At 43.2% G+C, this 13,515-nt stretch carries 13 protein-coding genes; 2 read left to right on the top strand and 11 right to left on the bottom strand.

Going from position 1 to position 13,515, the window contains the following annotated elements:
* Nucleotides 1–2 precede the first annotated feature (2 nt).
* A complete protein-coding gene (locus V7L20_RS10380) occupies nt 3–659 on the top strand; it encodes a ribonuclease HII (RefSeq protein ID WP_334743989.1) in 657 nt (218 codons plus the stop codon).
* 163 nt (nt 660–822) lie between these two features.
* Here V7L20_RS10380 and V7L20_RS10375 read toward each other — a convergent pair whose 3' ends face one another.
* A complete protein-coding gene (locus V7L20_RS10375) occupies nt 823–1,413 on the bottom strand; it encodes a DUF1997 domain-containing protein (protein WP_334743988.1) in 591 nt (196 codons plus the stop codon).
* 73 nt (nt 1,414–1,486) lie between these two features.
* On the bottom strand, nt 1,487–1,873 hold the full coding sequence (locus tag V7L20_RS10370) for a VOC family protein (RefSeq protein WP_334743987.1): 387 nt from the start codon (nt 1,871–1,873) through the stop codon (nt 1,487–1,489).
* Nucleotides 1,874–2,093: 220 nt separating this feature from the next.
* Here V7L20_RS10370 and pheA point away from each other — a divergent pair, with 220 nt between their 5' ends.
* Nucleotides 2,094–2,969: a prephenate dehydratase gene (gene pheA, locus V7L20_RS10365; protein ID WP_334743986.1), complete on the top strand. Its 876-nt coding sequence runs from the start codon at nt 2,094–2,096 to the stop codon at nt 2,967–2,969.
* A gap of 169 nt (nt 2,970–3,138) precedes the next feature.
* Here pheA and V7L20_RS10360 read toward each other — a convergent pair whose 3' ends face one another.
* The 9 genes from V7L20_RS10360 to V7L20_RS10320 form a co-directional block, all read right to left on the bottom strand.
* Nucleotides 3,139–3,786, bottom strand: a complete 648-nt coding sequence (locus V7L20_RS10360; RefSeq protein WP_334743985.1) for an LON peptidase substrate-binding domain-containing protein — start codon at nt 3,784–3,786, stop codon at nt 3,139–3,141.
* 279 nt (nt 3,787–4,065) lie between these two features.
* Nucleotides 4,066–4,383 (bottom strand): 30S ribosomal protein S10, encoded by a 318-nt coding sequence (gene rpsJ / locus V7L20_RS10355; protein ID WP_017320518.1) that lies wholly within the window; start codon nt 4,381–4,383, stop codon nt 4,066–4,068.
* 182 nt (nt 4,384–4,565) lie between these two features.
* The gene (gene tuf, locus V7L20_RS10350) at nt 4,566–5,795 is read right to left on the bottom strand and encodes an elongation factor Tu (protein WP_334743984.1); all 1,230 of its coding nucleotides are present in this window, start codon (nt 5,793–5,795) and stop codon (nt 4,566–4,568) included.
* A gap of 23 nt (nt 5,796–5,818) precedes the next feature.
* Nucleotides 5,819–7,897 carry an elongation factor G gene (gene fusA / locus V7L20_RS10345; RefSeq protein WP_334743983.1) on the bottom strand — a complete coding sequence of 693 codons (2,079 nt, stop codon included), beginning with the start codon at nt 7,895–7,897 and terminating at the stop codon, nt 5,819–5,821.
* A 138-nt stretch (nt 7,898–8,035) separates the two neighbouring features.
* Nucleotides 8,036–8,506, bottom strand: a complete 471-nt coding sequence (rpsG, locus tag V7L20_RS10340; protein WP_069070112.1) for a 30S ribosomal protein S7 — start codon at nt 8,504–8,506, stop codon at nt 8,036–8,038.
* A 544-nt stretch (nt 8,507–9,050) separates the two neighbouring features.
* Nucleotides 9,051–9,434: a 30S ribosomal protein S12 gene (gene rpsL, locus V7L20_RS10335; protein ID WP_012410236.1), complete on the bottom strand. Its 384-nt coding sequence runs from the start codon at nt 9,432–9,434 to the stop codon at nt 9,051–9,053.
* Between the two features lie 149 nt (nt 9,435–9,583).
* Complete coding sequence (locus V7L20_RS10330; protein ID WP_334743982.1) at nt 9,584–9,910, bottom strand: HesB/IscA family protein; 327 nt, start codon at nt 9,908–9,910, stop codon at nt 9,584–9,586.
* Nucleotides 9,911–10,142: 232 nt separating this feature from the next.
* Nucleotides 10,143–10,562, bottom strand: a complete 420-nt coding sequence (locus tag V7L20_RS10325; protein ID WP_334744044.1) for a cupin domain-containing protein — start codon at nt 10,560–10,562, stop codon at nt 10,143–10,145.
* Between the two features lie 435 nt (nt 10,563–10,997).
* Nucleotides 10,998–13,064, bottom strand: a complete 2,067-nt coding sequence (locus V7L20_RS10320) for a phosphodiester glycosidase family protein (protein WP_442943524.1) — start codon at nt 13,062–13,064, stop codon at nt 10,998–11,000.
* Between the last annotated feature and the right edge of the window lie 451 nt (nt 13,065–13,515).

The following is a 13,515-nucleotide window of genomic DNA, read 5'->3' as shown; positions in this document are numbered from 1 at the left end:
TTATGCTAGAAACGTGGCCAACGCCCTTGGAACAATCCAATTGGCTGGAGTTTTCTACCTTGTCAGGGATTCCAGGGTTGGTTGCAGGTGTGGATGAAGTAGGGCGAGGCGCTCTATTTGGCCCGGTGGTAGCGGCAGCAGTAATCCTACCAGATCATGCTTTGCCAATACTAATGGCAGCTAAAATCAAAGATAGTAAAAAGTTATCTAGTTCTCGTAGAACTCAGTTAGCCCAGCAGATTTGTGGGCTGGCTATAGACTGGAAAATTGGGTTTGCATCGACTGCCGAAATTGACAAGATAAATATTTTGCAAGCGACATTGTTAGCAATGAAGCGGGCTGTACTCAAGTTAAAAGTACAGCCTGTACTCTGCCTGGTTGATGGTAATCAGTCAATCAAAGACTTGCTATTGCCGCAACAAACAATAATTAAGGGGGATGAGCGATCGCTCGCTATTGCCTCTGCTAGTATTATTGCCAAGGTTTGGCGTGATGAACTAGTAGTGCGTCTAGCATCAAAATACCCTATGTACAGCCTGGAGTGTAACAAGGGTTATGGTAGCCAGCAGCATTTGCTGGCTCTGCAACAGTATGGGCCCTCGCCATTACATCGTCAGTCTTTTCGTCCTTGCCAAATCAAAATAATTCGTAATTCGTAATGGGCTACGCCCCGCTACGCTAACGTAATTCGTAATTAGAAACAGTTACACAAGCCGATTTATACCCCCGATGAAAACTTAGCCAACTTATAGATGTAGATTCCATACCCGCAGGAAAGGGGAATTCTAGCTGGAAATTACGAATTACAAATTAGTTAAATAATTACTCAGCATTCAGGATTGGCAATTCAGTACTGTTACCGCTAAGTCCTCTATCTTTGGTTTGTGATATCACCCAGTAGCGATAATCCGCCAAAAGTTGATTTAATAATCGTTGCTTAACTGACAACAGCACGCTTTTGAGCAAAGCATTGCCAGTAGTTTCTAAAATTGGCTTAGGAGTGAAGGAAAATGGCGCTGGCAAATCTACCAGCACTTCTAAATCAGCCCTTCCTTGTAGGCGAGTGCCAGTGCTTAACTCTTTGGGAGACAGATGCCCTTTTAAATTGAGAGCAAAGCGTTGGTTAATATACTCGAAGCCCAGGATTTCACAGCCTAGCGATCGCAAATAAATTATTCCATTTGATTCTGCCCAAACTCTCATGTCTACAGTAGGTTGAATACTCAATGACATAAAAGTTAACGGACGCATTTTCAAGCGAAATACTTCCTCAGAAAGCTGCTCAATTCTACTGGTGTCAGCCAATGCCTTAACTAGACGTTGAGGCTGGCGCAAGTAGTGCTGAATAGGAATAGGCTGCTCTGGTGGAACAGCAATTTCCACTGATTGGGAAGCAGTAAACTTGGTAGCCATGAATTGAAGGAAGTAATTGTTTGATACTTCTATATATTAATTAATTTATTATGTTTATTTTTTTTAATTTAGTTTACATTTGGCTAGCAATTTCAACAATAATTCCATCCAAATCACGGATATAAGCCACTGTTTGTCCCCAAGGCTTAACTTTGGCATCTACAACAATCACAGCACCAACTTCTATGGCACGGGATATAGCTGCTGTTATATCGTCTGTTACAAAACCAATCTCAATACCAGCAGGTAGATTTGAGAGGCTGTTTTCTTGGAATCCTTGGGGAAGGTTAGATTTTGCAAGTTCATTTGAGGCGAAAGCGAGAGTTGTTCCACCCGTTTCCATCTCGGCGTATTGTTTGCTCTCGTGAATAAACTGCTGTTTCAGACCAAACGCCTTTTCATAAAAAGCGACCGATTGAACAACATCCTTTACATAGAGAATTGTGTAAGAGAACTTCATAATCTTTAATTTTTTACTAAAACAAACACTGAAGTCAAAATAGTACATTTGCTCTAGTTAGTCAAGCACCCATACTGTTTTAAAAGTATATATTTATACTAAATATAAATTTAATTATGTAATTAAATAAATCAAATTAAAGCAATATTCTTGGTCAATAAAGAAAGGGTGGGTTTACTCACGATATAGTCTATAAATTAAACAGATAATTAATGAACACATGACTTTATTGATCGCACATTTAGGGCCTCCCGGCACTTATACAGAACAAGCAGCTGTTCTTTATATCAACTGGTTGACTAAAAGTATGGGAGTTGAAGCTATGTTAAGTCCTTATCCCACCATCTCCCAGTCACTGCACGCCGTTGCTGATGGTCAAGCCTACCTGGCTGTTGTGCCAGCAGAAAATTCTATTGAAGGAAGTGTTACAACAACACTGGATACACTTTGGCAGTTAGACAATTTGCGAATTCAGTTAGCTTTGGTATTACCCATTGTTCATACGTTAATTTCTTGCGCGTCTAGCTTAGATAAAATAAAAACTGTTTACTCTCACCCGCAAGCTTTGGCACAATGTCAGGGATGGTTAGAGCGGTTTCTCCCGACTGTACAGATTATTCCGAGCAATTCTACAACCGAAGCACTACAGCGATTAGAGCAAGAGACAACAACAGCAGCGATCGCATCTAGTAGAGCAGCTCAACTATACAATCTGCCCATACTTGCTAGTGGCATCAACGACAATCCAGAAAACTTTACTCGTTTTTGGGTAGTAAGTCAGGGTGAAGGGGAGGCTGGATACCAGGCATCAACAACACCTACTAGCCATACATCGCTGGCTTTTAGTATGCCTGCCAACACACCTGGAGCATTACTCAAACCCTTGCAAATATTTGCTCAACTAGGAATTAACCTCAGCCGAATTGAATCTCGTCCGACGAAGCGATCGCTAGGCGAATACTTGTTTTTCATGGATTTAGAAGCGGATGCCAAAGAAGCACAAATGCAATTTGCTTTAGCAGAGTTAACTATGCACACAGAAATTTTAAAAATTCTTGGCGCTTATAATGTTTTGCCGATAAGCACTGTTACTTGAAAAGTTAGGAGTTAAAAGTGAGGAGTGATTAGTTAGGAGTTAGGAGTTAAGAATTATTAGTTAGGATTTAGGAATTATCAGTTATTAATTATCAGGTAGGGAATATAAATTATAAGTTTCCAATTTTTTATTTTTTGTTATTTATTCTCAACTTCTAACTCCTCACTCCTCACTTTTCATTAAACGTGTCTTTGAGAACAGCGCGAGCTGCCAAGTGATTCCGAGTAGAAGTTAAAATTTCTGCTTCCCGCTCAAGACGAGTTGCAGTATCTAGCATTTCTAGCAATAACTGCTGCTCTGCAGCGACACCATAAAGATTACTGGCTACCCAATAAGATAACTCTGTTGGTAGGTCAGGCAAATCTTCTGGCAGTTCAATATTTTGTTCGGTTAATTTGGCTGATAGACGCACAACATCCCGCAATAGTTGTTCTACTTCAGAAGATAAAGGTCGCAAATCTTTAGTCGGTGGTTGGTCTTCAATCCACTCAACTAAGCCAACGCGGTATGGCTTTTCACGAACATACTCTAATACCCGAAATCTTTGCTGCCCTAAAGTCAACATCTTAATACGATCATCTGGCAGCCGTTGGTGATGAACGATTTCTGCACAGCAACCAGTATTTGCAATTGTACCTTTAACAGGATCGACCATCAAAACACCGAACCTGCGATCACTCTCCAAAATCGTGTTCATCATGATTCTGTAGCGAAATTCAAAGATGTGCAGAGGCAATGGTCTGGTAGGAAACAGAACTACTTCGGGTAACGGGAACAGAGGTAGTTCACGAACTGCAATTTTAGAAGATGATGTCATTGTTACTTTGGTATAAACTTAATCTTAAAAATCATTTTTCTCTGCTTTCCCCGTACATTGTCTACATTCTATCATTTGTTTCTTAGCGAAATAAAAGCCCTGAGATATATTTCTTCAGGGCAATGTAAAAGTTTATACTAATGTCATTTGTCCTCTCTTACAAAGTTCTGATGCCATCTGTGCGAGACGCTATGCGAACGGGGGCTACGCCAACGGAGGAAACCTCTGCTCAGACTTTGCGCTTTGTCCTTTGCTAATAACTAATGACCAATGACTAAATTAAAGTTTGACTTCGATATCTACACCCGATGGTAGATCCAATTTCATCAGGGCATCTATAGTCTTAGAAGAGGGCTGGTATATATCAATAATCCGGCGATGAGTACGGGTTTCAAAGTGTTCCCGTGAATCTTTATCTACGTGAGGCGATCGCAGCACACAATAGATCCGGCGTTTTGTTGGTAAAGGAATTGGGCCTACGGCTGTAGCGTTGGTACGATTAGCTGTGTCTACAATCTTCTCGCAAGATGTGTCTAATAAGCGTCGGTCAAAAGCTTGTAAGCGAATTCTAATTTTCTGCTGCTGTAGAGTTGCCATTTTAATTTTCCAGGTTCTGCGTAATTAAGGGAGTATTTACAGGTTAAAGGTTACAGGGTAAAGGTTACAGAAAACTATTACCTGTCCCCTGTAACCTATTACCTTATTTATAGAGGGAAGAGAAAGGAGCAGAGAGGCACAATAAATACCATCTCTGCTCCTTTGTTATGAGCGAAAAGGTGCTACTTGATAATTTTGGAGACGACACCAGCACCAATGGTGCGACCACCTTCGCGGATAGCGAAGCGCATTCCTTGTTCAATAGCGATCGCGTTGATCAATTCTACTGTCATTTTGATGCGATCGCCTGGCATCACCATTTCTACTTCTTTGCCTTCATCAGAGGTGTAGGCTTTGATAGTACCAGTTACATCAGTTGTCCGCACGTAGAACTGGGGACGGTAGCCAGCGAAAAATGGAGTCTTACGACCACCTTCTTTTTCAGTTAGGACGTATACTTCACCTTCAAATTCCAGGTGAGGCTTAATTGAACCTGGTTTAGCAATTACCATGCCCCGTTCAATATCAGTCTTCTGAATACCCCGGAGTAGTACGCCAGCGTTATCTCCAGCCATACCTTGTTCTAGACTCTTCTTGAACATTTCAATACCAGTGACGGTAGTGGCGCGAGTATCTCTGATACCCACTAGTTCAACGTTATCGCCAACTTTGACAACACCCCGTTCAATCCGACCAGTGGCAACAGTACCACGACCTGTGATTGAGAATACGTCTTCTACAGCCATCAGGAAGGGCTTATCAACATCCCGCTCAGGGGTGGGGATAAAAGAATCCACAGCGTCCATCAATTCGTAGATTTTGTCTACCCAAGGATTTTCACCTTTTTTGGTCTTAGGATTCTTGGTCATTGCTTCAAGAGCTTGCAGACCAGAGCCTTTGATAATGGGAATATCATCACCAGGGAAGTCATAGCTGCTTAACAGTTCTCTCAGTTCTAGCTCTACTAGTTCCAAGAGTTCTGGGTCATCCATCAAGTCTTCTTTGTTCAAGAATACAACTAGACTAGGAACGCCCACCTGTTTTGCCAACAGAATGTGTTCGCGGGTTTGGGGCATAGGGCCATCAGTAGCAGCTACTACAAGGATACCTCCATCCATTTGGGCAGCGCCGGTGATCATGTTCTTCACATAGTCAGCGTGTCCAGGACAGTCTACGTGAGCATAGTGCCGACTTTCGGTTTCATACTCAACGTGAGCGGTATTGATGGTAATACCCCGTGCTTTTTCTTCTGGCGCGTTATCGATTTGATCGTAGCCTTTAGCTGTAGCTTGACCAAGAGCTGCCAAGGTCAGGGTGATAGCTGCCGTTAACGTGGTTTTACCGTGGTCAACGTGGCCAATAGTACCGATATTGATGTGGGGTTTATTTCTTTCAAACTTTGCGCGTGCCATGAATGCTCATTTCCTTATTTTAACTAAGCGTTCCCTTTGCTTTTTGCAATGATAGTTTCAGCTACGCTGCGAGGCACCTCTTCGTAGTGGCTGAACTCCATCGTGAAGGTACCCCGACCTTGCGTTTTTGACCGGATATCAGTGGCGTAGCCAAACATACTCGCTAGTGGAACTTTGGATGTTACCTTAGCGAGTCCCTTTTCGGTGCTTTGGCTTTCAATCTGCCCTCGCCGGGTGTTGAGATCGCCAATGACGTTCCCCATATAGTCTTCAGGAACTTCAACCTCAACTTTCATCATAGGCTCTAAGAGGACAGGTGATGCTTTGAGCACAGCCTCTTTCATCGCCATTGAGCCGGCGATTTTGAAAGCCATTTCCGAAGAGTCTACATCGTGGTATGACCCATCAATTAGCGTCGCTTTAACGTCAATCAACGGATATCCAGCTAGAACACCGGATTCGCAGCTTTCTTTCATCCCTTGTTCTGCGGGGCCAACGTACTCTTTTGGTACTGAACCACCGGCAATTTTGGAAACGAATTCAAAGCCAGTACCGGGTTCTCCAGGCTCCAAATTGATCACAACGTGACCGTATTGACCTTTACCACCACTTTGGCGAATGAATTTGCCCTCAACTTTGTTCACAGCTTTCCGAATTGTTTCTCGGTAAGCTACTTGTGGCGCACCTACATTCGCTTCCACCTTGAATTCTCGTAACATTCGGTCTACTAGGATTTCTAGGTGTAGCTCTCCCATTCCCGCAATCACGGTCTGGTTAGTTTCTGGATCGACGCGGACACGGAAGGTGGGGTCTTCTTCTGAGAGAGATTGCAGAGCCTTGGACAGCTTGTCCATATCGTTTTTGGTTTTGGGTTCAACCGCCACCGAGATCACAGGTTCAGGAATGAATAAAGATTCCAGAATTACTGGCGATCCTTCATCACAGAGCGTGTCACCTGTCAAGGTATCTTTCAATCCCAAAGCTGCTCCCAAATCACCCGCTCGCAGTTCATCGACATCTTGCCGATCATCTGCCTTCATTAGAACTAAGCGGGAAATCCGTTCTTTTTTATTTTTACTAGCGTTGAGAACGTAGCTGCCCTTTTTCAGGACACCGGAATAAACGCGAACAAATGTCAGGCGACCGTAAGGGTCAGCCATAATCTTGAATGCCAGAGCCGCTAAGGGTTCGTTGTCATCAGCCCGCCGCTCAACAGTATCGCCATTGGGCAGTAAGCCTTGAATTGGCGGTACTTCACTTGGCGCTGGCAGGTAATCTACAACGGCATCCAGCATCAGCTGCACGCCTTTGTTTTTGAATGCTGAACCGCAAAGTACTGGTACAATCGTCCCCGCAATTGTGCCTTTACGCAGAGCAGTCCGAACTTCTTCTTCTGTAAGTTCTTCGCCCTCAAAGTACTTATTCATCAGAGCATCATCGGTTTCTGCTGCGGCTTCTATCAGCTTAGTGCGGTATTCGTCTACCTGCGCTTGCAATGCTTCCGGGATATCGGTTTCCTGGATGTCAGTACCTTGGTCATTGGCGTAAATATACGCACGTTGCCGGACTAGATCAACGATCCCTTGGAAGTCATTTTCGCTACCAATTGGTAGTTGAATGGCGATCGCATTCGCCCGTAGGCGATCGCGGATTTGATCGTGAACTTTATAAAAGTTCGCTCCGGTACGATCCATCTTGTTAATAAAGGCTATCCGAGGAACTTTGTAGCGTTCTGCTTGCCGCCACACTGTCTCAGACTGCGGTTGCACGCCGCCCACAGAACAAAATACTGCGATTACACCATCTAACACGCGCATGGAACGCTCAACTTCAATTGTGAAGTCTACGTGACCCGGAGTATCGATAATGTTAATTTGATGATCTTTCCAACTGGTACTGATAGCAGCAGCAGTAATGGTAATTCCCCGCTCCCGCTCTTGCTCCATCCAGTCTGTGACGGCAGTTCCTTCATGAACTTCGCCAATTTTATGAATTATCCCAGAGTAAAATAATATTCTCTCTGTTGTTGTTGTTTTGCCCGCATCTATATGCGCCGCAATACCAATGTTGCGTACTTTCTCTAGCGGGATCGTGCGTGCCACAGCTACCTCCTATAGTTTTTGCCTCATGATATCTTGTATATTACTCTTTGTTAAGATTCTATACTTTTACGGAAAACCGTCTTTTTTTTGTAAATCTACGATATACCGCTTCTGGAGGGCGATATATCGCTTTTCTACTTAGTAACGATAGTGTGCGAATGCTTTGTTAGCTTCCGCCATCCGGTGCGTTTCTTCGCGTTTCCGAATCGCATTGCCAGTTTCATTGGCAGCATCCATTAATTCATTTGCCAGTTTGCTTGCCATTGTTCGGCCTGGTCTGGAGCGGGAATATTGCACTAACCAACGCAGCGCTAGGGTAGTGCCCCGTTCTGTACGCACTTCCATTGGTACTTGGTAGGTTGCTCCACCAACTCGCCGAGCTTTTACTTCTACTAAAGGCGTGGCATTTCGCACTGCTCTTTCAAAGGTTTCTAAAGCACCAGCACCAGTGCGTTCTTCAATAGTTTTTAATGCATCATAAACAATCCGTGCGGCAAGTGATTTCTTACCATGACGCATGATCCGCCTGATAATCATGCTCACAAGGCGACTATTATATACGGAGTCAGACGGAACTGGACGCCTTTGAATAACACCACGACGAGACATACTTCACCTTTAATTCGCAATTGGCAACGAAATTATATGCTATCAGACACCGGAAACCAAAAGCTGTGGAACTCAACCCTCAGACTTTCTCAATTTTGTTTTCGATTGTTACAGCTAGGCTGACTTATTAACTGCCAATTTTGGATTAGAGTTTTTGGTAGATGTTCCGACCACAAGGATTGGAAAAAATCAAAAGTCTGTAAGCCTCATCCCCTTGTGGGTTCGACCAATCCAAAACTGCAAATCGCTCGACTGAGCGTAGTCGAAGTCTAAAATTCATTGACTTGCTAGCTGCAACTAAATACTTAAGGCGACAACATTCTAAACTTTAATATCCAGATATAGAATTCTGCTGTGGGTTACAGCGTTTTCCTCTGAACTTCTACACTTGCTCGCTTAGTGTAGATGTAGCTTGCTTGATTTTTTTAACAGACTTGAGCAGCTTTCATAACTACTCTTAGAACACAGATCCTGATAGTTTTTTGTCCTTGAGCGTTTCTCAGGTAGACGATTAATCGTGTTGGATACGATTAATCGCCTAATCTCATTTTTTCGCTTCTTTCGGACGCTTGGTTCCATACTTGGAACGCCCTTGTTTGCGGTCTTTGACTCCGGCTGTATCTAGGGTGCCACGGATAATGTGGTATCTCACGCCTGGTAGATCCTTAACCCGACCGCCACGAATCATTACAACTGAGTGTTCTTGTAAGTTGTGACCAATACCTGGAATATAAGCTGTGACTTCAAATCCAGAGGTCAGTCTGACTCTTGCTACTTTACGTAGAGCTGAGTTAGGCTTTTTTGGTGTGGTCGTGTATACTCTGGTACAAACTCCCCGACGTTGGGGACATTGTTTCAGAGCCGGGGATTTGGTTTTCTGACGCGCTTGTTCGCGCTCGTTACGTATTAGCTGCTGTATTGTTGGCATGAGTTACAGCGCGTAAAGCTGCTTATATGTCTAAGTTTTAACAAATCCTAATTATATCGTTTTTTATGGTTTTGTGTCAATTGTAATTTTTCCTTAATTAGTTGGTCATTTTGCTTTTTTATTGGCAAACGATCACTAATTAAGGACTATTAACTAGTTATGGAGAATGAATTGCCACAGCTACAAGTAGCGATCGCCTGGGGATTGTGGAAGCGAAAACCACCACCCATTAAGTCTTCTGAATAATCTACCCTCAAACCGTTGAGGTAATTTAAGCTGGCGACATCTATGACTACTTGAATTTCATCCAAGTTGAAAACTTGGTCGTCAACTTTTATTGCTTCATCGAAGGACATATCATAAAATAATCCAGAACAACCACCTGGTTTGACTGCCAATCGAAACAAAACATTTGGCTGCTGCTTGGACTTGATTCGCCCAATCTCACTGGCGGCGGCTTGACTCAGATGAATCATAAAACTCGTTTTTTGCAATTGAAGACCCCATCTTGATTTTACAGACAGATGGGTTAATCCTAGCTTCTTGAAAATTCCAAATCATCAAAGCGATGAGCGAGATTGCTATTACTACATTTATAGCACAAAATATTTCAGTCCCCACCTTAACGAGGTAGGGACTTCCGGGGTGTAGTGGTTCCCAAATATGGTTTGCACAAACAAAAATGTATTCAGTTTTTAGATTAGAGCTTTAATCTTTGGTACGGGCATAGTCATCTTGGTAGCGAATAATATCATCTTCACCCAAGTATTCGCCATTTTGCACTTCAATTAATACCAAGGGGATCACGCCAGGATTCTCTAAACGATGAGATGTACATTGGGGTACATAGGTTGACTCATTATTGCTCAGTAGAACTTCTTTCTCGCCACAAGTTACCCTAGCTGTACCAGATACGACAATCCAATGTTCACTGCGATGGTGGTGCATTTGTAGACTGAGGCGGTGTCCGGGCTTAACTTCAATGCGCTTTATTTTGTATCCGCGCCCTTCTTCCAAAACTGTAAAAGCACCCCAAGGACGTAACTCAGTTGCAGAAACGCCTTTGGATGTGATAGTTGAAGGTAGGTGTAGAGTCTCAATCTGTGTAGTTTCTTGATATCGAGCCATATTTACCTTATTTGGAGACATAACAAACCGTTGATACTCTTACTATTGATAAAAAATCTGGCGCAATCTTGCAATGTTGAAAATCACTAATTTTGTCGCACTTTGATCAAGATAGCAAAATCAAACATGATGGTGTAAATCATCACTCCTAAAATTCTTGCATCTACACCAAGTCTTCATCAGACAAAATGACACCTTGTTCTAAACTTTAAAAAAGATGGGGCATTGGGCATGGGGCAAAACAGTGCTGAGTTAGGAGTTAGGAGTACAGGCGCGATTAATCGCGTCTGTACAAAAGTTAAGATTTATTCTCCCCTCTGCCCACTCCCCACTCAGCACTCGGAAAAGAGGAACTCAGGACCTTGAGGGGTAGGCATTGAGCATTGGTGATTAACAGACTTTTTCATTCCCCATTCTCTACTCCCTACTCTCTGATTATCGTGGTTTCAGGAAAATACCAATTCCATTATGAACACGAGCAGCTGTACTAGGCGAGCGATCAAGTAGCTGTCCTCCTAAGTAAAGGCTGGTAGAACTACCTCCGTCCAAATTTAGGGCATCCACACAGCCCATCTGTTGTAGCAATTGGGCATGTTCTGCCAAATTAGGGCCATAACCGCCAACACGATTATGTGTAGCGGTAATCATTAATGTGCCTGTTGCTGTTGTGCAAATACCACTACGAATTGCCTTTTCGGCAATAAAAGCATTGCTGAATTTTTCGCTTTTGGCATCGAGGACAATTTGACGATTTTGAACTAATAGCGGTCCGGCTCCGATAATGTGGGGATAACGATTAAAATCAGCCGGATTAGTGGCGCTGGAAATACTTAATGTAGTTCCAATAGGTAGCTGTGAGGCAACACTAGCAGCGTTGGTGCGTAAGGTTAGTAGGTAGCCATCCTGGGGAATGGGAACGGCCGTCTCACCAACTTTGCCGCCTGGTAACTGTTGAGTAATTTGGTCTTTCTGTACCACTAGAATAATTTCGTTATCGGTCAAGGGCGTATAAGTTGATCCCCAAGCTGGGGTGTAACGGGCAATGCCACTCTGGACGTAGCCACTATTGAGAAACTGAATTGGTAGGCGCTGGTCATTTGCTGTAATTAAAGTTTCTTCTAAGGTGAAACGACCGAAGTAAAATTGGCCAGAATCATTCCAAGCGATCGCACCCCGATTGAGAATAGGGCCTGATAACCACTGGCCATCCCGACGAATTGCACCCAATGGCAATCTGTTATTGCGGTTAAAATAACCACCGTTAATTCCAGCTACTGCTAAGTAACGTTGTGCTGTTTGAATTAAGGGAGCAGTACCCGCAAGCCCATCAAGACTAGCCCACATAGGTTTCAACGTTAGCCCAAATTTACGAGGATTAACTTCTAACCAGATCACCGGGAAACGTTCTGTGCCTAAGTTGACATAATGCTGTCGCCAGCGCAATCCTGGGGCCCAAGTAATATCTCTTTCTTCTAGAGGATCGGGTCGAATATCGATAATCAGGCGATTGGGGTTATCTACAGTACTAACTTGAGGCGATAGACCGAAGGGAACGCTCAGACTAATGATGGTTTGGTTTTTCACCACCTCCACTTGTTGAATCAGTGGTTCAGGGACCAGTGCCGGTGGTATTGGTTGTGTTGGTGTAACTGGTAATAATTGTTTGAGCAAGTTTGGCAGCAATGTTGGTGGTGCTGGTGCTGCTGGTGGCTGGGGGGTATAGCGTTCTATTAAAACAGGATCGGCTATTCCATCAAGGGTAATTGTCCACTTTCGATTCGGCGGTGTAGTGGGTTTGGGAGTTGGTGTGTCTGGATCGGGGGATGGAGTTTGGGGTTTTGCGATCGCTGACCCTTGTGCAACTTGCCAGGGAGTTGCACGATCTAAATCGACAAGAATTCGAGCCTGTTGCAAAGGATTAACATTAGCCTCTGGAGGCTCCTGGCTCTGAACAATATTTGTGACTTGTGCTTTTGGGGTAGCAATTACCAAAATGTTGCCATTGGTTCGGATCTCCCATCCAGATGTTTGAGCAAAATTGCTAATATCCAAATAGCGATATGCTCCTAGTAGCTTGGTGGATAAAACCAGTGGCTTTGTCACCGATGAAAACCACTGTATTGGTTGCCTTGCTGAGTTACTACTGTTTAAAAAATTTATTCCAATTAATTGCCTAAATCCCCCATCACTCAAATAAGTTGTAATCTGACCAGCTTTTCCAGGTTGCTGCAACCATGTTCCTGCTAAAGTACGACCATTCAGGGAAATTTGATTACCAGAGGATGCTACGCCTGTTAAAGCAGGTGCAGGTAACTGGGAGATCAGCCTTGGTATTGATTGGGCGTTGGTAGTACAGGTAGTAGTTAAACATAGTGTTATTAAAAATATTGGTGATACAGTAGCCCGTAAAAATCTGTGATGCCTTCTCTGCGAGACGCTACGCGAACGGCGGACTTTGCCAATGGCATTGCCTGATTGGCTATAATTCAGCATTTTTACCATAATTTGCTAGGTAGGTTTTTTGAAAACTATCAGCCACAATATGCTTGGGTTAAGGAAATTTATCTGTTTAGGTAGGCAGGGGGAGCAGGGGAAGCTCTTGAGGCAGGGGGATAGAAAAAGGCTTATTTAAACCGTATTGCTATCAGCCAAGGTATAAACTAACTAATTATTTGATTTATAAATATAAAAAAAACATGAGTTTATTTTTGATAAAACATGTTATCCTATATATTGGCTATTTATATCTTTTAAAAACTAATCAATTTATTTAGACGCTAAAGCCACTGCAATCAAGTGTTTTAACTGGCACTAATTCTAACCACAATATACACGGTAGTTTTGATAATCAAAACTGGATTAAGATATTTAATCCTGACTGATCGTTACTAATTCAGTAAGGTCTAGTTAGTAGTAATACATGTGCGAACTGGTAAGCGGCAAAACTCTAGAC

The organism is Nostoc sp. (assembly GCF_036916735.1).
In the GTDB taxonomy this organism is placed as follows: domain Bacteria; phylum Cyanobacteriota; class Cyanobacteriia; order Cyanobacteriales; family Nostocaceae; genus Nostoc.
The sequence above is the reverse complement of the archived record's forward strand: the minus strand, read 5'-3'. Positions and strand labels throughout refer to the sequence as shown.